Below are 26,014 nucleotides of genomic sequence, written 5' to 3'. Positions count from 1 at the left end.
ATATAGCTTTATCATTTTTTGAGTTTAACCGCAGTGCCAAAAGCCATTATCTCCGACGAACCATCCATGATTGCGCTTGTAGTAAAACGTATACCGACAACTGCATCAGCTCCCTTTTCATTGGCGCTTGCAACTAGGCGTTGGATTGCTAGATCTCTGGCCTCGGTTAACATTTCTGTATAGCCTCTAATCTCACCACCTACAATACTTTTTAAACCCGCCATAATATCTCGTCCGATATGTTTAGCTTGAACTACATTGCCCGTAACAACGCCTACTATCTCTGTAATTTCTTTACCTGGAATAGTCTCAGTGGTTGAATAAATCATAAATCCTCCTTTAAAAGATAACGAGGCTGTAGAATGACTCTTACAGCCAAATTTTAGAAATAAATAAGTTATTTTAACTCGATTCTGCAGTTTTTAATTTTAAAGATGGCACGAAACTTTTTGGTTTTTCATATCAATAAGATATATTCATTGGTTAAAATAATGGATAAAAAAGCTATTTTGTTTTAAAAATAAAAATCATGTAACTATTTGGATTTAAAGCAGGTGAAATTTCATGCCAAAGCCGCAACAAAAAATGCGGAATCGAGTTTAACCAACTATAAGCGTGTTTCAGATACTAGGCAATACATTTACAACGCTTAAAAAGGCCTTGAAATTCTCCAACCAAATTATTTGTTCAGCACCAATGCTTTGCTTAGCGACGAGCAAGTGGGTGCTGTTTTTACTGTCTTTTTTAGTAAAACCGCGACAGCTGTTATGCATTCCGTGATTTGGCTTTTATGTTTAACCGCACCCATCGTTTCTGCAATAACGGCTACTGATTATGAAATGAAGTTAGCTTCCATCATTCCCACAATAACGGCTTGTGATATTTTGTTAATTTCATATTCAGAGGATGAGTAAATATCCCCTTCTTTATTACCCAAAGCTATGTCGACAACATGAGGCTTATGATCATGGATAAGAATAACTATCCTCTTATCCTGACTAATACAATCAATTGTAATTGCATCAGCTTCCATACCTTGATTACGCAATGTTTTATCCATTATCCCCATTAACAGATTGATATTATTAAACTTACTGTGGAAAAGATCGTTAGCACTAGAGACAATCTCTGATAAATTTTTTAGCTTACTCTTCATTTTTTACTCTTATTGATTAGGGGCCAGACTGAAACTAAACATTTTAATAACAACCATCCGATACAGTATCTTATCGGCGCCATGCAAGTATCTGTACGCGATATTCTTCACAAAAAATTCCTTTTGCCAAAGGGAGTTTACCATCCTTGCACAAGTTTTTTTTGGCAACCTCTATACTTGGAATACGTTAAAGAGTCCATTGTTAAGGAGTACCACCACCTGAAATAAGATAAATGAAAAAGGCTTAACTCTAAAGGTAAAGCACTTTTATTCGTCCTATACTTTTAACAATATCCTTAATTTTTTCAGCCAGAGCATGAGGGTTACAATTATTTTTCTGCCAATTATCCCGATGGCGATAAAGTTTACCTTCACCGGCGGCGGAAAAGCCCCTTAGTTTTGTACTTTAGTCATAAAACATTTAAGCACTGCAATCAAATTAAAAAAGAGGAGAAAAACGATGAAACAAGTGACGGTATTGTTAATAATTATTGCATTTTTACTGGTTGGTTGCACACAGCCGATAGGCTCCAAGGAGGGAGCAGGAACCCTGCTTGGTGCGACCACCGGTGCCATACTCGGTTCCAATGTGGGTAAAGGAAAGGGCAATGTTGTAGCTATTGCTATTGGTACTCTGGCGGGTGCCCTGTTTGGTCAAGAAATAGGTCGCTCACTGGACCGAGCCGATCGCATTGCCATGGGGCAGAATGCCCAGTACTCACTGGAACATACACGCAGCAATGAAACGACCCGTTGGAATAATCCTGATTCCGGTAACAGCGGTTCAATCATGCCCACCCGAACCTATCAGCAGACAACGGGTCAATATTGCCGCGAGTATCGCCAGACAGTAGTGGTTGGTGGCAAAAAGCAGGACGCATACGGCACGGCCTGCCGTCAGCCCGACGGCAGCTGGATAATTAATAATTAACACTACTTATATTACGATTAAAGGAGTTCTATCCTATACCCGAATTACCTGAGGATACAGAAATCAGCAAGTAGTTTGGGTATATAAAGCAAGCAGCTTGCTGCTCTGCACAAATAAACAACTATGCCACCCATTTTTCTACCCATTGTAACTACTAACACTTTAAAAGTTACAGTATAACTTTTAAAGTGTTAGTAATTTACGTGAAATGCTTAGTTACTTTTTGACTTTACATGTTGATTGAAAAAGAGATTTTTTAATCAACATGTAACAACTTTTCGACTACGTTTTGAATACTTTCTATCTCTACTGAAGTCGAGCTTTCTCTTTTAATATTGGATCTTATTTTCGCCAATACATCCGGTGATAAAATAGCATTTATGACGTTACTATCACTTAGGGCATTAACTTTATTCCAAGCTTTAAGTAATAAACTAGGTCGTTCCATGCCTACTTTCGAAATTAATGCAAAATTATCATTCATCGATTTGTCGAAACCATCATTTATTGTGACAGTAAATAGGTGATCTGCTTTGACTTTTGAACCGGAAATAATCTTAAACAGTCTCCACTCTCTCAAATTTGTAAGCAACACCCACTCAATACCAGAAAAAACACCATATGAAGTTGCTTGAAATATATGTTGATCTTTAAGGGGTAAACCCGCTCTTTTAACTTCAACAACTAATGATTCTTTATTTCCCACAGATAGTACGTAGTCAGCTCTTCTGCCTTCGATATTTTGTTCAGCCTTTATTTCATCAATGTTATAACCAAGAACATCCATTAATATTCGATCAACCAGCATTCTAGTATTTGATTCATTAATCTTATTTTTTGTTGCGGAATCTACTTGGGGGATAATCCTAACTACCTCTGAACGCATTTTTACAGCATGTTTATCTAGAATGTCTTGAGAGCTTCTTCTTTTATGCTTTAATCCAACAGTTTGTTGCTCCACCTCTTCAGAAACAGAGTTTACTGCGACATTGAAGTGATTTGCTAATGCCTCTAAGCCTCCATTAAATCCTTGCCCAACAGCCCTAAATTTCCAATTCTCATTGTGTCTATACAATTCAGCACACATTAGAGCTTTGACCAAACCTGTATCTGAAATTTGATAATTAAGTAATTCTTGACCTAAAAAAGTTCCATCAAGTAATCTGATATAAAGATTGCTGATAGAATTAAATATTGAATCTTGTGACTCCACTTCATCTATAGTTACACAAAAAACAATTTTTGAAACTTCACTCGGAATTAAAGAAAATGAAATATTGAACCCTTGTTGATCATTATTATTTAAAGGATCTGTTAGCAAATCAATCGAATTATTCTTGTCATTGGGTTGATTGTAAAAAATAAAGTCATCATTATTTCTAACCTTATTATTCTCTGTTAAAAAAAAAGCACTTATATCTATTTTATGAGATTGTTCTTTGTCTTTATCATTCCAACCTACACCTACAAATAATTGATTAATATCGCCACGCATCACATTGTCTAATTGAATGTTAGAACCTTTCTGCATTGTTTTCTCCATTAATTAAGTTTCCTGTGCTTTCTATATTGGTTGCAATTATTCTATAGCATTTTTCCATCAAAAACTTATAATTTATGTGTAGAGAGTATGTATAGCTATTCATGATTATAAGGGCTGATAATCATATTATTTTGTCTATGTGCCTACTAAATAAATAGAAGATGTTTTAATATAACACCCGTTATATGCATTTTTAGAGGCTACCAGATGGTAGCCTTTTTTGTGTATGGCTGTAAATTTTTCTAGGGCGCTTTGTCACCCTCAACGCCTTAGCTAGTAAATTCCCATGCATGCTTTTCCAGATTCAGAGGTGTTGCCTATCACACTCGAAAGCTCCCAAGCGGACTGTAATTGCTTAATACTATCGGGCACTACTAAGACCTCACTATCCAGGGTATTTTATTGTCAGATCAAAAAAGCGAACTTAAAAAAGTTCGCTTTTTTACTATTAGAGTTTCCAACTTCAGTGCCGGTTTCCAACTAGAATGACCGTGATCAACAATTGTTAACTTAGAGAATTAACTAATACGCTCAAATAACAGATCCCACACGCCATGACCGAGGTTATTACCACGATTTTCAAATTTGGTTAACGGACGCCATTCCGGGCGGGGTGCATAATCGCTCTCACTGGTGTTTTTAAAGTCTGGTGACGCCTGTAATACGGCTAACATATGCTCGGCATAATTTTCCCAGTCAGTCGCCATATGAATCACACCGCCGATCGCAAGCTTATGACGCATATTTTCAATAAAATGAGGTTGGACAATCCGACGTTTATGATGACGCGCTTTATGCCATGGATCCGGGAAATAAAGTTGGAATACTGCCAAACTGTTATCGGGGATCATTTTATCTAAGACCTCAACCGCATCATGGTTAATCACACGCAAATTAGTCACGCCAGCTTCTCCTGCATCCGCAAGGCAAGCACCCACACCGGGCCCGTGTACTTCAATACCAATAAAGTTCTTTTCTGGCGCGTTTTTCGCCATTTCAATTAATGACTTACCCATACCAAAACCGATTTCTAATACAATCGGCGCCTGACGTCCAAATAAGGCATTAAAATCAATTAATTTTTCTTCAAAATCAATCCCCATAGTATCCCAAAGGGTATCTATTGCCGTCTGCTGACGGTTGGTCATTCGTCCTTCACGTTTTACGAATGAACGAATTTTACGCATATATTTATGCTTTTCAACGGAATCAGCATTTTCTTCACTTGCTGAGTGTTCTTGGTCAGTCATTTTTATACCTTTATCACGGGATCATTTATATTGGCCCATTATACCAATAATATTTAATAATGGATCGACTTTATCTCCTTCCAAATAAGCACCTAATATTTGTGGCGTTATATTTTTAACGTAACTCTGTTATGCTCAACGCTCCTAAAAAAGTTCTCAAAATATAAAAGAGTTTGTAGTGAATCACGAAGATTTTAGTCAACGCATCATCGCATGGCATCAAAAATTTGGCCGTAAAACATTACCCTGGCAACAGGATAAAAGTCTTTATCGAACATGGGTGAGCGAAGTCATGCTGCAACAAACACAAGTTGCCACTGTGATCCCCTATTTTAATAAGTTTATGCGTGCTTTTCCAACTATCTCATACCTTGCCAATGCGCCTTTAGATGAAGTATTGCATCACTGGACTGGACTCGGCTACTACGCCAGAGCGCGTAATTTACATAAAAGTGCGCAATTTATTCGTGATAATTATGCAGGGGATTTTCCGGAAGAGTTTCAACAAGTGCTGGATTTACCCGGGATTGGACGATCCACTGCAGGGGCTATTTTATCTCTGACCTTGAATCAAAACTTTGCTATTTTAGATGGTAACGTCAAACGTGTCCTCACTCGCCATCAAACTATTGAAGGCTGGACAGGTGGAAAGTCCGTTGAAAATACCCTATGGCAACTTGCTGAAAAACTAACACCGGCAAAACAGACCAACATATTTAATCAGGCCATGATGGATATGGGGGCAATGGTTTGCACGCGCAGTAAAGCAAATTGTGTAGAGTGCCCTGTTCAGGACGATTGTTTAGCGCTTGCTGACGGGACAGTGAAAGCTTACCCGACACCCAAAGCTAAAAAGAAGATTCCAATAAAAACAGCTGTGATGCTGGTACTGTGCAAAGACGGTAAAACACTGCACTTAAAAAAACGTCCACCGGTAGGTATCTGGGGTGGATTATGGTGTTTTCCCGAATATGAAAGTGAAGCATTATGTCTGGCAGCTATTCAAGCACAGGGCATTGAACAGTTTAACAGCACCCTGTTACCCGCATTTCGTCATACTTTTAGCCATTTTCATTTTGATATAACCCCGCTAAAAATTGACGTTTCGATCATAGACACAAAACAAGTAATGGAAGAAAATGACACTCTTTGGTATAACTTACACCACCCACAAAAAATTGGGTTAGCAGCAGCAACAACAAAAATTATAACCGCTGTTAACAAAAACCTCTCAAAGGAGAAGATAGATGACTAGAACCGTATTTTGCAGTTATTTAAAAAAAGAAGCCCCTGGTTTAGCCTTTCAATTAATTCCAGGCGCTTTGGGTAAACGTATCTTTGACAATATTAGCCAGGAAGCCTGGTCAGAATGGCAAAAGAAACAAACAATGTTAATTAATGAAAAAAAATTAAAGTTAATGAACGCTGAAGACAGAAAAATTATTGAAGATGCAATGATTGGTTATCTTTTTGAAAATAAAGAAGTAGATATCGAAGGATATACGCCGGAAAAATAGTATCAAGATGTTGGCCACCCCGCAGATTAAGATTAACGCTGATGTTATTATTTTTAATCTTAATCGCAACAATGTTCACAAATAAAGCGGATAATGTTCAAAGGGTGAGCGAACAGCAGAAAAACCAAGTAAATATGTAGAAAGGTGTTGACGACCGAGACTAAAATCTATTTAATACGCCTCGTTCCGCTTCGTTAGCTCAGTCGGTAGAGCAGAGGATTGAAAATCCTCGTGTCCTTGGTTCAATTCCGAGACGAAGCACCATATTATAGTTTACTGAAAAGATTCATTTCCAATCGGTAAATGAGGTTGATAACCTCGGTGCAAATGCACACGTTTTCGTGTGCCGACTTAGCTCAGTTGGTAGAGCAACTGACTTGTAATCAGTAGGTCACCAGTTCGATTCCGGTAGTCGGCACCATTAATACCTTCTTTATTTTTAAAGAAGCTTGTTTTAAAAAACAAGAAAAGTTTTGCTTCGTTAGCTCAGTCGGTAGAGCAGAGGATTGAAAATCCTCGTGTCCTTGGTTCAATTCCGAGACGAAGCACCATCATCATCTAAGCCTTGGTAAAGAAATTTAGCAAGGCTTTTTTGTATCTGAATATTGATTAAAAATAATAGTCTCCGTGGTCCAGCTTATGCTCAAAGCCCGAAGACGAAGCATCATCATCCAGGCCCTTAAAGTGAAAACTTTAAGGGCCTTTTTGTATCTGGAAATTGATTAAAAATAATCGTCTCCATGGTCCAGCTTATGCTCAAAGCCCGAAGACGAAGCACTATCATTCAAGCCTTGGTAAAGAAATTTATCGAGTTTTTTTTGTATCTGGAAATTGATTAAAAATAATCGTCTCCGTGGTTCAGCTTTCGATCAATAGCCCACACCATCATTCAAGTCTCGCTAAAGAAATTTATCGAGGATTTTTTGTATTCAAATATTGATTAAAAAAATCGCGTATAGAAAGTCAAATAGCGCATTTATATTTGGCAGTATTAAAGCCAGGAATTAATAATATGATCTTCGCGGCTGCATTATCAAGGTATCTGTATCTTGGGGGTGCTTTGTTATAAACTAAAGCGTCAATATTACCCTCAATCTGGGCTTGGTTAATAAGGGAAAGGCTTAATTAAATGTTTTATGAAGGGACTGAAAAACGTTTAGAGATTATTACAACAGAAATGAATCTGTTACAACTTCCCGATTCTTTTTGGCAGCAAATGGTCGAGCAGGCAGATGCTTTCATTATTTCAAAAATAGAGAATAGCCAGCTTAAAGCCTACCTTTTATCTGAGTCGAGTTTATTCGTTTGGCATAATAAATTATTACTGATCACCTGTGGTAATACTCACCTTGTAAAAGCAGCACAATTCTTTCAAAAGCAATTCGATAAACGAGTTATTCAATCTTTATTATTTCATCGCCATCAAGCCCATTTACCTGAACTACAAAAAAGCAGTTTTTCACAGGATACTGTGCTATTAAAAACGCATCTACAGGGGAAAACAAAACATTGGCATGGAAATTACCGCGGTGACCTTTTTTTATTCGGAGAAACGCCTACAGGAGCTGTAAAGACGAAACAAATATTAATGCTGCATGGTTTGTGTGGCGATTTTTCCTGTTCGTTACAATCAGGCTCTGCCAGTCAGCAGTTGATTGCCTCAAGATTAGCGGTATTAGGGTTTTTCCCCTGCCTGCGAATAGACCAATTTACTTTTAGTCCAAAGGGTTATTCATTAAATGCGCTTGCAGGAGATCAGTACTTAACACTCCATATTACGCCGGAAAAATTAAGCACCTATTTGAGTGTGGAAAGCAGCTTTGAGGCGCAGGTCATGCAGCCCTTTAACGAGCATCTGCATGCCCTGTTTCGACCACAAAAAAGTAACTTAATGTCTTTTATTGATGATTCGGATCAAGGCTTAAAAATAACCGTCTCTTCGGCAATGCGGAATCCTTAATTACTCAAGTGTAAATACCGCCTCTACCTGATCACTTATTTTGATTTTATTCACTTGATAGGTGCTTTCATCTGTCTGCTCACTTTTTGCCCTCATCATAAGGGGCTGCACATAACTGTGCTGATAATTAATAGCATAAATTTTCCCTAACTTAGCTTGATAGGCTGAGGCTAAATTTTCCGCTTGCTCTTTGGAATCTTGAATGGCTAGTTGGCGAACTTTTAATTGCCACTCTTGTGGTGATTGTAAGCCATAATGCATTTGCCCGATAGATTCAATATTTGCCGCTACTACAAGTTCTAAAAATTGATTAACTTTATCAAGATCAGTTAATAGATAACTCAAATCACGGGTCGCGATAATCCCCTGTAAGGTACGTTGATCTTTTATATATTGGTATTGTTCTCTGGTGTTAATCTGACCTCTCTCCAGTATATTAGTATCAAAGCTGGCGCTTTTGAGATTAACTAAAAGTGCAGAAACCTGTTGATCAACATTCTGCTTAGCTAAAACGGCAGATTTCTCTAAGGAAGTCGCTTGAAACTGAACCATCACTTGATCTGGCTGTACTTCAATTTGTGCACTGCCGGTGACCGCAACATGGGGGCCATCGGGTAAAGCGCCTGCATTTACTAAAGTTGAAAGGGGAAGAGTTGCAATAAGCAGCATTGTAGTTAGAAAATAGCGCATAAATATCCTTAAAAATGATCAGGTGAGTTTAGGACAGGGCGTGGATCATTTAGTTGCATCGAGGTGTTATTTTGGGTAAAAAAAAAGCCAGCAATTAAGCTGGCTTGATAATTTAAATATTCAACTGACTAGTAACTGAATCCGTTAAATTATAGTACATCAACTGCGTTAAGATCTGAGAATGCTTTCTCAAGACGTGCAACCATAGATTCTTGAGCAGCGCGTAACCATGCACGTGGATCATAGTATTTCTTGTTAGGAGCATCTTCACCCGTTGGGTTACCGATTTGGCCTTGTAGGAAATCATGGTTTTTAGCTTCATAACCACGAACGCCATCCCAACATGCCCACTGCGTATCTGTATCGATATTCATTTTGATAACACCGTAACCGATAGACTCTTGAATTTCAGCTTCAGATGAACCAGAACCACCGTGGAATACGAAGTTTAAGCTGTTTGTTGGAAGACCGTGCTTCTCTGACACAAATGCTTGTGATTCACGTAGGATAGCTGGAGTCAGTTTAACATTACCTGGCTTGTATACGCCGTGTACGTTACCAAAAGAAGCCGCAATAGTGAAGTTAGGGCTGATTTTAGAAAGCTCAGTATTGGCATAATCAACTTCAGAGGGTTGAGTATAAAGTAATGAGTCATCCATACCAGAGTTATCAACACCGTCTTCTTCACCACCAGTACAACCTAGTTCTATTTCTAACGTCATGCCCATTTTAGACATACGCGTTAGGTACTCAGCACAAGTTGCAATATTTTCTTCTAGAGGCTCTTCAGAAAGATCTATCATGTGTGAAGAGAAAAGAGGCTTACCCGTTTCTGCAAAATGCGCTTCAGAAGCAGTTAGTAGTCCGTCGATCCAAGGCAGTAGTTTCCTTGCAGCGTGGTCGGTGTGAAGAATAACAGGAACGCCATAAGCTTCAGCCATTGCGTGAACGTGTTTAGCACCAGAAACAGCACCAAGAATAGCGGCTTCGTGACCAGGAAGTTTAAGACCTTTACCTGCGTTAAATGCAGCACCACCATTAGAGAATTGGATTACAACGGGTGCCTTAACTTTAGCTGCAGCTTCAAGTACAGCATTGATTGAATCACTGCCAACAACGTTTACCGCTGGAAGTGCAAATTTGTTTTCTTTTGCAACTTTAAATACTTTTTGTAAATCATCACCAGTGAGAACACCAGGTTTTACTACGTCTAAAATCTTAGTCATAAGGATAGTCCTGTTTATTTAGAGTTAAATTACATTTTGCTCAATTTCACGGCTGATATTACACAATTTTGTGATGAAAAGCACGAAAATGGAAATTGGATAAAATTAAAAATCAGATCGAATTGAAAAAACGAGCATTTATCTCGTTTTAACTGTTTTCTTAAGCATTTGCACGTGACTCTAGCATGGCCACTGCGGGTAAGACTTTACCTTCAACAAATTCAAGGAAAGCACCACCGCCCGTTGAGATGTAAGAAACATCTGCAGTAATACCAAATTTATCGATAGCAGCTAATGTATCACCACCACCAGCAACAGAGAACGCATCGGATTCAGCAATCGCTTTTGCGATACCAGCAGTACCCGCTTCAAAGTTTTTAAACTCAAAAACCCCAACCGGGCCATTCCAAAGAATAGTTTTAGCATCTTTTAGGATAGCCGCTAATACAGCTGTTGAATCAGGACCTAAATCGAAGATCATGTCATCATCTTGCACGTCTGCCACGTTTTTAATAACGGCTTCTGCGTTTTCATCAAAGGCTTTAGCACAAGCAACATCTGTCGCAACAGGAATAGCACAGTCAACCATTAGTTTTTTAGCTGTTTCAACTAAGTCGGCTTCATATAATGATTTACCAACATTATGGCCTTGTGCTGCAATAAAGGTATTAGCAATACCACCACCAACAACAAGTTGGTCAGCAATTTTAGAGAGAGACTCAAGTACCGTAAGCTTGGTAGATACTTTAGAACCACCCACGATAGCTACTAACGGGCGAGCCGGATTGTCCATTGCTTTACCTAATGCTTCAAGCTCAGCGGCAAGTAATGGGCCTGCGCATGCGACAGGCGCAAATTTAGCAATGCCGTGAGTCGATGCTTGAGCACGGTGAGCCGTACCGAATGCATCCATTACGTAAACATCACAAAGTGCAGCAAGTTGCTTAGCAAGACCTTCTTCATCTTTCTTTTCACCTTTATTAAAACGAACGTTTTCCAGAACAACGACTTCACCTGGGTTTACTTCCAGACCATTTAAGTAATCAGTGACTAAACGGACGGGCACATCTAACGCTTCATTTAAATAATCAACCACAGGTTGTAGAGAGAATGCGGCATTTTCTTCAGCAGTACCGCCTTCAACGGGACGACCTAAGTGAGATGTGATCATTAATTTAGCGCCTTTTTCTAACGCTAGTTTAATTGTTGGGATAGAAGCACGGATACGCGCATCAGATGTAACTTTACCGTTTTTAATTGGCACATTAAGATCTTGACGAATAAATACGCGTTTGCCTGCTAAATCTTGATCTACCATTTTCTTTACTGACATGATGAGTCCTCTCATTTGATTTTAAAACTATATATACTGAAATTACTTGAAGATGCAGTCATCAGCAAGACCATAAATGATGGCTTTCCAGGCAGAAGGTTGATGATCTCGTTATTCTAAATCAAAGCCTGCTAACAACATCAGTCATCATCTTACCCTTCGGGAGATTAGCCCGAAAGCGAGCTCTGCGTTGTAACACTTGAGAAGGTAATAACCCTTCTCATCATGTTACGCCTTGTTCTAGGATCTGGGCGAAACTCTGCATCTGCATCTGCATCTTCAGGTAGTTTAGGTATACTTCTGATATTACTGCCTGAATATCTGTCCAAGCCTAGCTATAACAAAGCTTTATAGTAAACATTTGTCGGTTCAACTTGTATTAGTTGTGAGCAGTATAGACGAAAGTTTTTCTGACTTCGATGTTAATGAGAGTGTAATTTACCTTTTTCCCCTGCGGGGGAGTTGATTTGCATCATTTTCCACAACTTATTTCACCACATAAGACAATAATTGAGGTTTTCAAGCTAATTAGCTGAAATTTAAGTTTATTAACGACAGCCGATTGCTCTTTTTTTACCGTGGTTAATAGCGTGAGTTATTCGCATTTTCCACCTAAAAAACACTGATTCAACGGCTTAAGATATAATATTGAGCAATCATCTGAAAAGGCAAAGTATCAACAGAAAATTTAATCGATTATTTTACAGAAGGCAAAACCTAAAAATCTGCTGTGCCGGTTAAATTTCATATTTTTTGCGATCACCCAAGTCATAAAAAAGGGGCATGTTAAGTTTTTTCCAAGCCATATACAGATATAAAAAAGCCGCGAGAAAAAAAATGCCAGCTGCCCATTGCGCCTGTGCAAAAAATACAGCGAACCAGGACAGCACTAATAAAACGGGCACGAACTTAAGGTAAAAAAATGAAAAACAATGGCTTTCCTTAATAGCGATACCCGACAGGGTAATAGACAATGCACCCAGGCTCAAGTAATCCGCTTGTTGCAAGGCTAACGGCAACTAACCAAACACCTACCCAACAGGAGGTGACTAATATCCAACGGACGGGTTTTTTATAAATATGTAATGAAGCGGCCTGCAATAAAGCACCCAAAGATAAAAATATTAGGCAGTGTTTAAACCAATAGGGATAAAAAAGTTGTTGTACTGCCAGCAGGAGTAAAGAAAGACCTGTCAATATCATCCCGCAACGATATAATATGATACTTATTTTATCCCAAATATCTAATCGTTCTTTTACCCCTATATCTGCCATAATCAAACCTTGATTGAAAAGATAATTGAATGGAATAGAATTAAAATAGATAAACCTCAGGTCTTAATCTACAAAAGAATATTACGCTTTCATTATTCCAAATTGAGGTTACATATTATGACTAAACTGATTTTTCGTTGTTTATTAAGAATATGCAATAATAAACAGACTTCCAAATATTTTGTTATAAAACTAGAGAATCATCATGAACAGCATTGAAATTCGTGGCGCTAAAACTCATAATCTTAAAAATATCGATATCTCTATTCCACGCGATAAACTGATTGTGGTCACCGGACTTTCGGGTTCCGGAAAATCATCTCTGGCTTTTGATACCCTATACGCGGAAGGACAGCGCCGTTATGTTGAATCCCTTTCGGCCTACGCACGCCAGTTTCTCTCCTTAATGGAAAAACCTGATGTTGAGCATATAGAAGGTTTATCACCGGCGATCTCCATAGAGCAAAAATCAACCTCTCATAACCCGCGATCTACGGTCGGAACTATTACTGAAATTCACGATTATCTGCGCCTTTTATTTGCGCGTATCGGTGATCCGCGCTGCCCGACACATAACGTTACCCTTAATGCACAAACCGTTAGTCAGATGGTGGATTCAATTTTAAGTAATCCAAGTGGCAGTAAAATGATGCTCCTTGCCCCAATTGTCAAAGAGCGTAAAGGCGAGCATGTTAAAACCTTTGCAAGTCTTGCTGCACAGGGATTTTTACGGGCGCGGATTGACGGGGAGATTTGTGACTTAAGCGATCCACCGGCATTAGAGTTACATAAAAAACACACTATTGAAGTGGTTGTGGATCGTTTTAAAGTGCGCGATGACTTAAAACAGCGCTTGGCTGAGTCCGTCGAAACAACCCTGAATTTAAGTAACGGCTCAGCGGTTGTCGCCTTTATGGATAACGATCAACCGGAACAACTTTTTTCAGCTAACTTCGCCTGTCCGCATTGTGGTTACAGTATTGCAGAATTAGAGCCACGCATATTTTCCTTCAATAATCCAGCAGGTGCCTGTACAACCTGTGAAGGACTCGGCATCGAGCAATATTTTGATCCTGAGCTTGTGGTCAGCAATCCTTCATTAAGCTTAGCTGATGGGGCCATTGACGGCTGGAGCAGTAAATCTAATTATTATTTCCAGATGTTACTCGCGGTTTGTGATCATTATGGATTTTCAGCTGAGATCCCTTTTCAGAATCTCAGTAAAAAACAGCAGCAAATTGTTTTATCTGGCTCAGGCAAAGAGAAAATCTTATTTTCATACAGTAATGATAAAGGGGATATTGTCTCCCGCTTACATGTGTTTGAAGGTGTTATTCCAAATAGAACGCGTCGCTACCACGAAACAGAGTCCAGTGCGATGCGCGAGCACCTTGCTAAATATATGAACCGCCAGCCCTGCTCGAGCTGCCGGGGATCGCGTTTAAAAGAATCCTCGCGCCATGTCTTTATTAATGAGGTCAACCTGCCTTATATCTCGCAATTATCTATTGCAGATGCAGAATCTTTTTTTGCCGATATCAAACTGCAGGGACAAAAAGCGACAATAGCAGAAAAAATTCTTAAAGAAATTTTAGAGCGTCTTAGTTTTTTAGTTAATGTTGGTCTTAATTACCTGAGTTTAGAACGCAGTGCTGAAACTCTTTCCGGAGGGGAAGCGCAGCGTATTCGTCTTGCTAGCCAAATTGGCGCAGGGTTAATGGGGGTAATGTACGTCTTAGATGAGCCTTCTATAGGTTTGCATCAACGCGATAATGCGCGTTTATTGAAAACCTTAACGCATCTACGCGACCTTGGAAATACCGTGATCGTCGTTGAACATGATGAAGAGGCCATTCGTCTGGCCGATCATATTATTGACATCGGCCCCGGCGCAGGTATCCATGGTGGTTTTGTTATCGCAGAAGGTAATTATAAAACAATTCTTAAAGCCAAAAACTCATTAACTGCTGATTACCTCAGTGGCCGTAAGTCGATAGCCATTCCTTCAAAACGCACCGCGCTTAGCGATAAGTGGATAAAATTAAGCGGAGCAACGGGTAACAACTTAAAATCAGTCAATCTAGAAATACCAATTGGGGTATTAACTTGTATTACTGGTGTTTCCGGCTCAGGTAAATCAACCTTGATTAATGATACCTTGTATCCACTTGCACAAACCCGATTAAATAAAGCGACCATCCTTAAGGCTTCTCCCTATCAAAAGATAACCGGTCTTTCTCATTTAGATAAAGTGGTCGATATTAACCAGAGTCCGATAGGCCGGACCCCACGTTCAAATCCAGCGACTTACACCGGTATCTTTACCCCTATTCGTGAACTGTTTGCCGCGACAGCTGAATCACGTGCGCGCGGTTATAAACCAGGCCGTTTTAGTTTTAATGTCAAGGGCGGACGCTGTGAAGCCTGCCAGGGTGATGGGGTCATTAAAGTTGAAATGAACTTTCTGCCTGATGTTTATGTCCCTTGTGATATCTGTCAGGGTCAACGTTATAACCGCGAAACATTAGCGGTTAAATATAAGGGCAAAAATATCCATGAAACCTTAGATATGACCGTTGAAGATGCTTTTAAGTTTTATCAACCCGTTCCCGTGATCGCGCGAAAATTACAAACATTAATGGATGTAGGCCTGTCCTATATCCGTTTAGGCCAAGCTGCAACCACCCTTTCAGGTGGAGAGGCTCAGCGGGTAAAATTAGCCAAAGAGCTTTCCAAACGTGATACCGGTAAAACCCTGTATATTCTGGATGAGCCAACCACAGGTTTACACTTTCATGATATTGCCCAACTTTTAAAAGTCATCCAGGCTTTACGCGACCATGGTAATACTATTGTTATTATTGAGCATAATTTAGATGTGATTAAAACCGCAGATTGGATAGTTGATCTAGGCCCCGAAGGCGGTAATGGCGGCGGTGAAATTATCGCGGCAGGAACGCCGGAAGAAGTTATAAAAGTATCGGCCAGTTACACCGGACAGTTTTTAAAAGAAATGTTAAACAAAAAAATTATAAGTGCATAACACCTGCGCATAACACCAGTGCATAGTTATAAATATTACAGCGATAAAAAGAGCCATTGAAAATGGATTTACAACAAAAATTAACCTGTGTATTTATAATAATTTTTGCGCTTTTAATGGGCATTGGAGCCCATTATTTTCAGCATAATCAGGGTGGCAGTGGCCTTGAATTGGCACAGAATAATGTAGTATGGATATTTTTTTCAGTCTTGATTAGTCTTGGTTTATGGAAAATAACCGTACAACAAAAAATATTCTACAGCCGTTTTACGGTGGTTTTATTAAGCGCTTTTATCCTCTTTTATATTCCTCTTTTTTACCCTAACAATGAGCTGGCCGATCAGAGTTATACACGCTTAATCGGCCTGTTTGCCGGTATATTGCTCTTTATCAGCCTGCAGCAGTTCCAGTTTGATAAAAAGAACCTCGAAAAACTTTTATTACTTATTGTACTCGCCGGTTTTATACAGGCTTGCTACAGCTTAATGCAGGATTATCTGCTGCCAGCCAATAATATTTTTGGTTATGATGTAGGTTATGGGCGTCCCTATGGCATTTTTCAGCAACCCAATGTACTTGCCAGCTTTATGGCAACAACGCTGATTTTAGCCGGCTACTTATTACAGCAAATCAAAGATAAAAAATTACAAATATTTTTACTATTAAGCGCCCTGCTTAATATGTGGGTGATAACCATCACCGTCTCACGCACTGGTTATTTGGGGTTATTGATAGCTTTTGTCTTATTTATTCCGTGGGCATGGCAAAGCAGTAAACGAAAATTCGGTATATTCATTCTGGCTATTTTCTTAGGCCTGGGTTTAGCCTCGACAAAAGGAGGAGATATTCTCGGGAAAAGAAATATTGCTAATATGACCGAAGGCGGTGGGCGTCTAACCCATTATAGTAATAGTTGGGATATGATCAAAAAGCACCCTTTAATAGGATATGGTTACGGGGGATTTGAAAAAAACTATTTAATCAACACCGCAGAGCGGGTTAAAAATAGCAAATCAAAACCTGAACACCAGCATCTTACTCACCCACATAATGAAATATTATTCTGGGCCATTGAGGGTGGTGTGGTACCAATAGTCGCAATATTGTTATTGGTAATCGCTTTTATACACTTATTAGGAAAATTTAGATTAACCCATGCAATGGCTTTATCCACACTGGTTATTCCTATCGCGGTGCATACCCAAACTGAATATCCATTTTACCATTCTGCTCTGCACTGGTTAGTTTTGCTAGTATTGGTCTTTTATATTGACTCCCAGTCCGAAAACAGTCGGCAAAAAATGTTCCGGCCAACCTTTGCATTGCGTGCAGTTGCATTATTAACCCCGCTCTTTACCACACTATTTATGCTCAGCAATTTACATACTATCTCCAAAATAACCGCATATGAACGTAATGAAAAGCCAAATATTCAACTGCTGCTTGATGTGGTGAATCCACTAGTATTTGCAGATCGTTTTGAATTCCATCTCAATAATTTTCGTTTAAGACTGGCAAGTCAAATGGATCAACCTGAAGATCTTCAAAAAATAATAGATTCGACAGAAAAAACCATTGAAAGCAAACCAAAAGCGTTTTTTTATACTATTCTTTATTTTGCTTATCTCAATAATCAGCAGCCGGAAAAGGCGCAGAAAACGCTGGATTATGCGCTATATTTGTATCCAGAGGACCACCAATTGGCCAATATAGATAAACAAACCAGTCAAGCTGCAGCAAGTAGTTCAGCGCAAGCTTCACCAGTTAATGTCAACGAAGAAAAAAAGATAACTGAACAATAATAACTGAACAATAATAACTGAACAATAAAAGAGTCATCACTCCTTATGAAACAACTCAAGTACATTCAAAAATGGAAAATTTTACTGTCGTTATTGGTTAGTTTACTGCTGACGAATAATGTCTGTGCTGATGTTTATAGAATGATTGATAAAGAGGGTAATCAACATTTTGCTGAACGTAAAGTTGATTCAACTTACCACTTGATATTAAAAAGTGATTCTAATACAAGTTCAAACTCGTTCAATACCCAGAAACGTAAAAATGTGACTGTTGTTAGGGTACCAAGGAACAAAACACTGCAAAAAAAATACCACCCTCTTATTCTTCAAGCGGCAAATCTATATCACCTGGAGCCATCATTTATTCATGCGGTGATCACAGCAGAATCCAGCTATCAGTATAATGCAGTTTCATCCGCTGGTGCGCAGGGTTTGATGCAGTTGATGCCGGAGACGGCGCTGCGTTTTGGTGTCAATGATCCTTTTGATCCCAAGCAGAGTATTCACGCCGGCACAGAATACCTGTATACACTGCTGCAGGAGTTTAAAAGTAAAGAGCTCGCGTTAGCGGCATACAATGCAGGAGAGGGCACAGTAAGACGTTATAATAAAACAATTCCGCCCTACCCCGAGACTGAACACTATATTAATAAAGTAATGGGATTTTATTGGTATTACCGCAATAGCCTCTAAAGCCCCATTCTTTATTAAAGCGGTCCATAAGCTTAAATTTTATCCCTTTAGGCTAAAACTAATTGGCTTACGCGTTTTTTTGACCGCTTTACTCTTTTCAGGTTGAGCTGCTGGCTTGGTTGGCATTCTCCCCTTAGCTTCTTTTTTATGCTCAACAACCTCCGGCTCCAAAACTTCATAACCTTCGGTTTGACCTTGTAAAGCAATCTGATAATGCTGCTCATTAAAACTAATTACATCTCCCGCATAGATTTTTTTGCGTTTTTGAGTTTCAACCTGACCATTCAAAAAAACATAACCTTCGGTGATCGCAAGTTTCGCTTCCCCACCACCCGACACTAAGTTTGCGAATTTCAGTATTTTATAAAGGGCTGTTGGCTCCTCTTTAATTTCCACCAGCGTTGCGTAAATTTCTTGCTCTGACATATCACCTTCTTTATGATTATATTAACTGACTTATTTACCCGTCAGACTATGATCCCAATCTTTCCAAACCACCTCAAAACCTTTTGATTTAACCAACTTCGCCATTTTAGCCGGGGATCTGTCATCGGATATTTCAAACTGCTCAAGGGCTTTTGTCGATGTTGCTGCATAACCACCGGGCTGTGTACTGGATCCCGCACTTAATGATGTAATACCTAAAGGTAAAACATGATCTCTAAAATGTTCAGATTCGCGTGTTGAAAGTGATAATTCAACCTCGGGACTAAATAATCGATAGGCACAAATCAATTGTACCAGTTCTTTATCATCCATCACCGACTTTATTTCCATGCCGCCTGCACAGGGACGTAGACGTGGAAATGAGATTGCATAGCGGCTTTGCCAGTATATTTTCTCTAAATAATTCAGATGTGCGGCCACATAAAAACAATCGGTGCGCCATTCCTCAAGACCAATTAAACAGCCTAAGCCCATTTTAAGCATACCCGCTTTGCCGAGTCTATCATGGGTATCTAAACGGTACTTAAAATCAGATTTTTTACCCTTTAAATGATGCTCTGCATAGGTAACCGGATTATAGGTTTCCTGATACACCAATACGGCATCAACACCATACTCAATAAGCGCTTCATATTCGTGCTGATCTAAAGGCTGCACCTCAATGGAGATATGCGAAAAATGTTTTTTTATAATAGGCAGCGCCTGTTTAAAATACTCAACCCCAACCTTGCGTTCAGACTCCCCGGTCACCAGTAAAATATGGGCAAAACCCATTTTTTTAATCGCTAAACACTCATCTTCAATCTCTTTCATATCCAAGGTCTTGCGACGAATAGCATTATGCATAGAAAAACCACAATAGGTGCAGATATTGCTGCACATATTGGACAAATAGAGGGGAATAAAAAATTGCTGTGTTTTACCAAAACGCTGCTGGGTCAGTTGTTGTGATTTTTGTGCCATTTGCTCGAGGAAAGGCTCAGCTGCGGGAGAGATTAACGCTTTAAAGTCTTCTAAATCTAAACGTTCTTTAGACAAAGCGCGCTTTACATCATTTTCACTTTTACCATAAATAGACAGGCGGATATCATCCCACTGATAATTTTTTATCTGTTCACTAAAGCTCATAATTTGCTTACCCCGCCTGTAAAAAGGCAGTCAGTGGACTTGACGCAACAGCATGATTCACCTGTCCCGCTAAACCTGCAAGATATGCCTGTCGCCCGGCCTGCACCGCTTTAGCAAAAGCTTCACTCATCAAAACGGGATCATTTGCCACCGCCATGGCGGTATTCACTAACACTGCATCGGCACCTAACTCCATTGCCAGCGCCGCATGCGAAGGACTGCCAATGCCTGCATCCACAATCACCGGAATATTCGCCTGCTCAATAATAATCTCTAAAAAATCAATGGTTTTTAACCCTTTATTAGAACCAATGGGGGCGCCCAATGGCATTACCGCCGCACAGCCGGCGGCTTCTAAATGTTTACACAAAACAGGATCGGCATGCACATAGGGCAGTACCACAAAACCATCACGCGCTAAAAATTCAGCGGCTTTTAATGTTTCAATAGGATCCGGCAGCAGATACTTAGGATCCGGATGAATTTCTAATTTTATCCAGTTGGTCTGCAAGGCTTCACGGGCGAGTTGTGCAGCAAATATCGCCTCTTTGGCATTACGGGCACCGGAAGTATTAGGTAATAAATTCATCCCGTTTTTAATTAAGGGCGCGAGAATATCATCATCCTTATGCTCCATATCAATACGCTTTAACGCCATAGTGACTAATTCAGATTGGGATGCCCTGAGCGCTGCAATCATAGTTTTTTGGTCATTAAATTTACCTGTGCCAGTAAATAATCGCGAAGTGAAGGTTTTATCGGCAATCACTAATGGATCATTGCCCTGCATTTTATTAAATAACATTGATGGCTAGCCTCCTGCTATGGCTTGAAAAAGCGAAATTTGATCGCCTTCATTAAGTTTATATTCAGCCCATTTTGAACGGCTTATAATATGCTGATTAACTGCAACTGCGCTGCCTTTTAAAGGACTTTCTAACAGCAATAATAATTGTTCAATATTACAGTTGGCGGGGATTGTTATTACCTGTTCGTTTACAAAGATATTCATTGAATTTGTCCGCATACGGGGCATTTGGGATCTTTATTAATCACAAAGGTTTGCCACTCTAAGGTTTTAGCATCAAAAAGTTTTAATTTATTATTAATGCCTGAAGGTAAACCAAGTAGATACTTCAATGCCTCAAGTGCCTGCAAGGTGCCAATGGTACCAACCACAGGACCAAGCACCCCTGCATTGCTACAATTCAAAGCCGGCTCTTCACTATTGGGGAATAGGCAGTGGTAACAAGCAGAATCGGCTTTACTGTGGTCAAAAAACATTAACTGCCCTTCGAAGCGAATAGCAGCACCCACAATTAAGGGGGTTTTCGCCTGTACACAGGCGTTATTAATCATCTGCCGACTGGCCATATTATCGGTACAATCTAAGACTAAATCCGCCAGAATAAGCTCCATCGAAAGTTGTGATTGACTCATTTGAGTATTAATGACGCGTACTCGTACTTCAGGATTAAGTGCCTCTAAACGCTGTTTCATTAAGGTCACTTTAGGCGCGCCTAGATCACTGTTCTGATAAGCGATTTGGCGTTGCAGATTGCTCACTTCCAAATGGTCAAAATCAGATATTACCAGTGTGCCTACCCCCGCAGCGGCTAAATACAGTGCGGCGGGTGAGCCGAGTCCGCCCATACCAATAATCAGTACCTTGGAAAATTTCAAAGCGCTTTGCCCGGACTCACCAACATCTTCCAATAATAGATGACGGCTATAACGTAATACTTCAGGATCCGTTAACATGATTTACCTTAATATTATTATGAATACTTCAAGTAGAGAGCCTTAAACTCACCACTCTTGGCTATTTTTTACTGGATCACTTGATTAAATGATTCAATGGCGATTTTGGGAGAGTCGGCATGGGTTATTGCGCTAACCACTGCAATACTGCCAACCCCTGTTTTCCAAACTGTGGTAGCCCGCTCAAGATTAATGCCGCCAATCGCCACCGTTGGAATATCGGATAACAACTGTGCATATTTTCCTAAACGGCTTAGCCCCTGCGGATCCGATGGCATCTGTTTCGTTTGAGTGGGGAAAATATGCCCCAGTGCGATATAACTGGGTTTTAACTGCTGCGCCCGTAATATCTCATAATAACCATGGGTACTAAGCCCTAAGCGCAGGCCCGCATCGGCAATCATGGGTAAATCCGCAACGTCCATATCTTCCTGACCAAGATGCACCCCGTAGGCCTGATGTTTGATGGCCAGTTGCCAGTAGTCATTAATAAACAAACGCGCATTATATTTACGTCCAAGGGCAATGGCCTCAATAATCTGCTGCTCAACTTGTTCCGGTTGTTTGTCTTTAATTCGCAGCTGCAGGGTTTTAACCCCCAACTTCAGGACTTTGTCCAACCATTCAACACTGTCCAGCACTGGGTATAGCCCCAGTTTCAAAGTGCCACAGGAAGCAAAACCGGGCCCGGCTTCCAATGTCCCCGGCAGATCTAACTCATAACCGATTTTTGACTCGGGTAACACTACTTCCGGAAAATCAGTTTTATTGGTTGGCCAGCCTAAATGGGCTATTCCATAGAAGCCAAGCTTTTTGGCCGCTTTTAGCTCTTGATTCAGATAGGCTTTCGCAACCACCAAAGCATCTTCAATAAAGTAGCCCAAGGCGATAGTTGCGCCAATGGCACTGGCTAAGATGCCCCCCGTGCCGTGACTCTCCATACGAGTCAGTCGTGCGCTGCTTAATGCGATTTCACGCTTGCCATCTGTCCAGTAATCAAGCGCTATTTTATCCACCAGTTCAAAATCACCACCTTTAATCAAGACACTTTGACAGCCCAGCGAGATGAGTTTTAAAGCGGCAGGTTTTAGCGACTCACCACTGATTAAAGCATGACCGGATAAGGTAAGTACTTCACCGGCATTGGCGGTTAACAAATCAATGCAGGGTAGTAAGGCTGTTCTAATAAGCTCAACAAGCCCTTCTTCTGCCATCTTCTCACCCGTCAATGCAACTGCGACCGGATCGTAAATCACAAAAGGTGGCACCGCCCAGGTTTGTTTAAATTCAGCCAATTTTTCAGCGAGAATCTGCACATGTTTCACACTGGTAATTAAACCAATTTTGATCACCTTTGCCTGCATATCGGCCGTTAAACAGGCTAATTGATCGGTGAACATCTGTTCCGATACACTTTCAACCAAACTCACGGTCGCCGAGTTTTGCGCGGTAACCGCGCTAATCACCGAGCAGCCATCAGCGCCTAAGTCTTTAAAAGTATGGAGATCCGCCTGAATCCCCCCACCACCAGTGCAATCAGAAGCACCAATACTCCAAACAAGTTTATTCATATTTATCCTTAACAAGAGCAGCTATCTGCTGACAGCTAACAGCCGACAGCCGACAGCTTTTTTATAAAACTGGCTGATAAATTTCAGCACCAGAGTCGTTAAATTCTTTGGCTTTAAGTGCCATGCCTTCTGCTGCTGTCATAGTAATAGTTTCATCTAAAATCTTAATACTGATCTCACCTGAATCTAATTTTGCAGTGAAATCACGCACATCCTGAGTAATTTTCATTGAACAGAATTTTGGCCCGCACATTGAGCAGAAATGCGCGACTTTTCCGGATTCCTGCGGCAGGGTTTCATCATGATATTCTCGTGCGGTGACTGGATCTAAACCGAGGTTAAACTGATCTTCCCAGCGAAATTCAAACCGTGATTTTGACAAGGCATTATCACGAATTTGCGCACCTGGATGCCCTTTTGCTAAATCCGCGGCATGCGCTGCAATTTTGTAAGTAATTAAACCGACTTTTACATCATCTTTATTTGGCAGACCTAAATGCTCTTTTGGGGTGACATAACAAAGCATTGCACAACCGTACCAACCAATTTGCGCGGCACCTATGCCCGACGTAATATGATCATATCCCGGTGCAATATCCGTGGTTAGCGGCCCTAAGGTATAAAATGGCGCTTCAAAACAATCGTCCAGCTGTTTATCCATATTCTCTTTAATCATCTGCATCGGCACATGACCCGGACCTTCAATAATCACCTGTACATCGTATTCCCAGGCAACTTTAGTCAGTTCGCCTAACACTTCCAATTCTGCAAATTGTGCCTGATCATTAGCATCTGCAACTGATCCGGGCCGCAGACCATCACCTAAAGATAATGACACATCATATAGCTGACAGATTTCACAAATTTCGCGAAAATATTCATAAGCAAAGTTTTCTTTATGATGCGATAAGCACCACTTTGCAAAGATTGAACCGCCGCGAGACACAATACCCGTAACACGTTTTGCTGTCATCGGCACAAAACGTAATAATACACCGGCATGAATAGTAAAATAATCCACCCCTTGCTCGGCCTGTTCAATTAAGGTGTCACGGAAAACGTCCCAACTGAGATCCTCAGCCACACCCTTTACTTTTTCCAGTGCCTGATAGATAGGTACTGTACCGATTGGCACGGGAGAGTTACGCAGGATCCATTCACGGGTTTCATGAATATTACGCCCGGTCGACAAGTCCATTACCGTATCACCACCCCACAGCGTTGACCAAACCAGCTTTTCAACCTCCTCTTCAATTGAAGAGCTTACCGAAGAGTTACCAATATTAGAATTTACTTTTACCAGAAAATTACGGCCGATAATCATTGGCTCAAGTTCCGGATGATTAATATTGGACGGGATAATGGCACGTCCGCGAGCAACTTCCTGACGCACAAACTCCGGGGTTATTTTTTCCTGCAGATTGGCACCAAAACTATGACCCGCATGCTGAAAATGCAGCGCTTCACATTTTACGCGGTCACGGCCCATGTTTTCACGAATAGCAATGTATTCCATTTCAGGGGTAATAATACCTCGGCGTGCATAGTGCATTTGGGTGACACATTGTCCTTTTTTAGCGCGTAAGGGTTTAGGCCGATTTGCAAAGCGCAAATCATCTAAACTGTCATTAGCCAAACGTGCCTTGGCAAAATTTGAGGTGACACCTTCCAGTGTTTCAACATCATCACGGGCAGCAATCCAGGATTGACGTAATTTAGGTAAGCCGGCATGCACATCTATTTTCGTTTTAGGATCCGTATAAGGGCCGGAAGTATCATAAACGGGAATAGCTTCATTTTTTTCAAAAACGGGCTGTTCTCCACTGCCTGCCAGCAAAGTATCGGCCTGATGAATTTGTCGCATTGCCACTTTAATCGGATGAAGTTCACCCTTAATAAAAATTTTTTCTGAATTGGGGTAGGATTCGTTATTGAGATTTTGAATATAGTCCTGCGCTGCTCGGCGGGAGGCTTTGCGGGATAAACCTTTACGGCTGCTGGTTTTTAAATTCGAGTTTACTTGATTAGACATAGCATTCTTTACCTTAATTAAATTGGGTAGTGAGAGTGCTTGTCGAAATTCAGTGGAAAGAGTAAAGAAAGGAGATTCATTTTCTTTATGCTTGTTTCCTACGCAGGTATTAACCCAATCAGGTTCCACGGATTCCACTTTGCTGTACAAAAAACACCTGTTATTGGGTGATCATATTGCAAACTCAGTAGTCTCAGCCCGAAGGCGCTCCGACAAGAGCCAGCAGTATAGAAGAAAAAGCGGGCAAGTTAAATAGAATAACTGAATGTTAGGCATTAAATCAGATCAGAATAGAATCACTCAATGAATGGAATTGGTATAACAAACGAACCAAGTGTTTAACGGCGGTGCAGGAAATTTTGCTTAAGTGACAGCCATAAAAACCTCGTTATAGAAATAACGAGGTTTATTAATCTTAAAAGTTATTTAAAAGAAACTATTTCTTTTAAATAACTTTATCAGCTTTAACTTTTTCGATTACGCCTTCAGCAACATTGTTTGGACAAGGCATGTAGTTTTTAAACAGTATAGAGAACTGACCACTGACTAATGTCATTATACGTAAAGAACTGAATATATGTGCCCAGATATTTTTGCAGGCAGACATAAAAAAACCCCACTATCATGGATAACGAGGTCTATTAATCTTAAAAGTT

At 40.2% G+C, this 26,014-nt stretch carries 23 protein-coding genes, 3 tRNA genes and 1 riboswitch; of the genes, 10 read left to right on the top strand and 16 right to left on the bottom strand.

Features of this window, described 5'->3' with window-relative positions:
* Positions 1 to 11 precede the first annotated feature (11 nt).
* Positions 12 to 329, bottom strand: a complete 318-nt coding sequence (locus PING_RS02035) for a heavy metal-binding domain-containing protein (protein ID WP_011768801.1) — start codon at positions 327 to 329, stop codon at positions 12 to 14.
* 503 nt (positions 330 to 832) lie between these two features.
* Positions 833 to 1,156, bottom strand: a complete 324-nt coding sequence (locus PING_RS02030) for a hypothetical protein (protein ID WP_011768800.1) — start codon at positions 1,154 to 1,156, stop codon at positions 833 to 835.
* 460 nt (positions 1,157 to 1,616) lie between these two features.
* Here PING_RS02030 and PING_RS02025 point away from each other — a divergent pair, with 460 nt between their 5' ends.
* Positions 1,617 to 2,087, top strand: coding sequence for an RT0821/Lpp0805 family surface protein (locus PING_RS02025; protein WP_011768799.1), 471 nt, complete (start codon positions 1,617 to 1,619; stop codon positions 2,085 to 2,087).
* Positions 2,088 to 2,343: 256 nt separating this feature from the next.
* Here PING_RS02025 and PING_RS02020 read toward each other — a convergent pair whose 3' ends face one another.
* Both PING_RS02020 and trmB read right to left on the bottom strand, forming a co-directional pair.
* Positions 2,344 to 3,618 carry a TerD family protein gene (locus PING_RS02020; RefSeq protein WP_198134733.1) on the bottom strand — a complete coding sequence of 425 codons (1,275 nt, stop codon included), beginning with the start codon at positions 3,616 to 3,618 and terminating at the stop codon, positions 2,344 to 2,346.
* A gap of 530 nt (positions 3,619 to 4,148) precedes the next feature.
* Positions 4,149 to 4,880 carry a tRNA (guanosine(46)-N7)-methyltransferase TrmB gene (gene trmB, locus PING_RS02015; protein WP_011768797.1) on the bottom strand — a complete coding sequence of 244 codons (732 nt, stop codon included), beginning with the start codon at positions 4,878 to 4,880 and terminating at the stop codon, positions 4,149 to 4,151.
* A gap of 178 nt (positions 4,881 to 5,058) precedes the next feature.
* Here trmB and mutY point away from each other — a divergent pair, with 178 nt between their 5' ends.
* From mutY to PING_RS01985, 6 genes are all read left to right on the top strand, one after another.
* Positions 5,059 to 6,135, top strand: a complete 1,077-nt coding sequence (gene mutY / locus PING_RS02010; protein WP_011768796.1) for an A/G-specific adenine glycosylase — start codon at positions 5,059 to 5,061, stop codon at positions 6,133 to 6,135.
* Positions 6,128 to 6,397: an oxidative damage protection protein gene (locus tag PING_RS02005; protein ID WP_011768795.1), complete on the top strand. Its 270-nt coding sequence runs from the start codon at positions 6,128 to 6,130 to the stop codon at positions 6,395 to 6,397. The genes mutY and PING_RS02005 overlap by 8 nt, the downstream gene beginning before the upstream one ends.
* A 188-nt stretch (positions 6,398 to 6,585) precedes the next feature.
* Positions 6,586 to 6,661, top strand: a tRNA-Phe gene (locus PING_RS02000).
* Positions 6,662 to 6,742: 81 nt separating this feature from the next.
* Positions 6,743 to 6,818 (top strand) — tRNA-Thr (locus PING_RS01995).
* A 54-nt stretch (positions 6,819 to 6,872) separates the two neighbouring features.
* A tRNA-Phe gene (locus PING_RS01990) sits at positions 6,873 to 6,948 on the top strand.
* Between the two features lie 578 nt (positions 6,949 to 7,526).
* On the top strand, positions 7,527 to 8,357 hold the full coding sequence (locus PING_RS01985) for an S-adenosylmethionine decarboxylase (RefSeq protein WP_011768794.1): 831 nt from the start codon (positions 7,527 to 7,529) through the stop codon (positions 8,355 to 8,357).
* On the opposite strand, the gene PING_RS01980 is transcribed toward PING_RS01985, so the two are convergent.
* From PING_RS01980 to PING_RS20835, 5 genes are all read right to left on the bottom strand, one after another.
* On the bottom strand, positions 8,358 to 9,047 hold the full coding sequence (locus tag PING_RS01980) for an SIMPL domain-containing protein (protein WP_011768793.1): 690 nt from the start codon (positions 9,045 to 9,047) through the stop codon (positions 8,358 to 8,360).
* Positions 9,048 to 9,196: 149 nt separating this feature from the next.
* A complete protein-coding gene (gene fbaA, locus PING_RS01975) occupies positions 9,197 to 10,273 on the bottom strand; it encodes a class II fructose-bisphosphate aldolase (protein ID WP_011768792.1) in 1,077 nt (358 codons plus the stop codon).
* A gap of 160 nt (positions 10,274 to 10,433) precedes the next feature.
* Positions 10,434 to 11,606 carry a phosphoglycerate kinase gene (locus tag PING_RS01970; protein ID WP_011768791.1) on the bottom strand — a complete coding sequence of 391 codons (1,173 nt, stop codon included), beginning with the start codon at positions 11,604 to 11,606 and terminating at the stop codon, positions 10,434 to 10,436.
* Between the two features lie 737 nt (positions 11,607 to 12,343).
* Positions 12,344 to 12,580, bottom strand: a complete 237-nt coding sequence (locus tag PING_RS21720; RefSeq protein ID WP_198134732.1) for a DUF2301 domain-containing membrane protein — start codon at positions 12,578 to 12,580, stop codon at positions 12,344 to 12,346.
* A complete protein-coding gene (locus PING_RS20835; protein ID WP_041765817.1) occupies positions 12,549 to 12,881 on the bottom strand; it encodes a hypothetical protein in 333 nt (110 codons plus the stop codon). Before PING_RS20835 ends, PING_RS21720 begins: the two co-directional genes overlap by 32 nt.
* 205 nt (positions 12,882 to 13,086) lie before the next feature.
* Here PING_RS20835 and uvrA point away from each other — a divergent pair, with 205 nt between their 5' ends.
* From uvrA to PING_RS01950, 3 genes are all read left to right on the top strand, one after another.
* Complete coding sequence (gene uvrA, locus PING_RS01960; protein WP_011768790.1) at positions 13,087 to 15,924, top strand: excinuclease ABC subunit UvrA; 2,838 nt, start codon at positions 13,087 to 13,089, stop codon at positions 15,922 to 15,924.
* Between the two features lie 62 nt (positions 15,925 to 15,986).
* Positions 15,987 to 17,726 (top strand): PglL family O-oligosaccharyltransferase, encoded by a 1,740-nt coding sequence (locus tag PING_RS01955; protein WP_011768789.1) that lies wholly within the window; start codon positions 15,987 to 15,989, stop codon positions 17,724 to 17,726.
* Between the two features lie 45 nt (positions 17,727 to 17,771).
* Positions 17,772 to 18,419, top strand: a complete 648-nt coding sequence (locus PING_RS01950; RefSeq protein WP_011768788.1) for a lytic transglycosylase domain-containing protein — start codon at positions 17,772 to 17,774, stop codon at positions 18,417 to 18,419.
* 39 nt (positions 18,420 to 18,458) lie between these two features.
* Here PING_RS01950 and PING_RS01945 read toward each other — a convergent pair whose 3' ends face one another.
* From PING_RS01945 to thiC, 7 genes are all read right to left on the bottom strand, one after another.
* On the bottom strand, positions 18,459 to 18,845 hold the full coding sequence (locus tag PING_RS01945) for an RNA-binding S4 domain-containing protein (RefSeq protein WP_011768787.1): 387 nt from the start codon (positions 18,843 to 18,845) through the stop codon (positions 18,459 to 18,461).
* 30 nt (positions 18,846 to 18,875) lie between these two features.
* A complete protein-coding gene (thiH, locus tag PING_RS01940) occupies positions 18,876 to 19,994 on the bottom strand; it encodes a 2-iminoacetate synthase ThiH (RefSeq protein ID WP_011768786.1) in 1,119 nt (372 codons plus the stop codon).
* A gap of 7 nt (positions 19,995 to 20,001) precedes the next feature.
* A complete protein-coding gene (locus tag PING_RS01935; protein WP_011768785.1) occupies positions 20,002 to 20,799 on the bottom strand; it encodes a thiazole synthase in 798 nt (265 codons plus the stop codon).
* A gap of 6 nt (positions 20,800 to 20,805) precedes the next feature.
* Positions 20,806 to 21,006, bottom strand: a complete 201-nt coding sequence (gene thiS, locus PING_RS01930; protein ID WP_011768784.1) for a sulfur carrier protein ThiS — start codon at positions 21,004 to 21,006, stop codon at positions 20,806 to 20,808.
* On the bottom strand, positions 21,003 to 21,755 hold the full coding sequence (locus PING_RS01925; protein ID WP_011768783.1) for a HesA/MoeB/ThiF family protein: 753 nt from the start codon (positions 21,753 to 21,755) through the stop codon (positions 21,003 to 21,005). Before PING_RS01925 ends, thiS begins: the two co-directional genes overlap by 4 nt.
* A gap of 68 nt (positions 21,756 to 21,823) precedes the next feature.
* Positions 21,824 to 23,326, bottom strand: coding sequence for a thiamine phosphate synthase (thiE, locus tag PING_RS01920; protein ID WP_011768782.1), 1,503 nt, complete (start codon positions 23,324 to 23,326; stop codon positions 21,824 to 21,826).
* A 61-nt stretch (positions 23,327 to 23,387) separates the two neighbouring features.
* Positions 23,388 to 25,358: a phosphomethylpyrimidine synthase ThiC gene (thiC, locus tag PING_RS01915; RefSeq protein WP_011768781.1), complete on the bottom strand. Its 1,971-nt coding sequence runs from the start codon at positions 25,356 to 25,358 to the stop codon at positions 23,388 to 23,390.
* Positions 25,359 to 25,436: 78 nt separating this feature from the next.
* A riboswitch (TPP riboswitch) is annotated at positions 25,437 to 25,580 on the bottom strand.
* Positions 25,581 to 26,014: the final 434 nt, after the last annotated feature.

It is taken from the genome of Psychromonas ingrahamii 37, from assembly GCF_000015285.1.
GTDB lineage: Bacteria > Pseudomonadota > Gammaproteobacteria > Enterobacterales > Psychromonadaceae > Psychromonas > Psychromonas ingrahamii.
The sequence above is the reverse complement of the archived record's forward strand: the minus strand, read 5'-3'. Positions and strand labels throughout refer to the sequence as shown.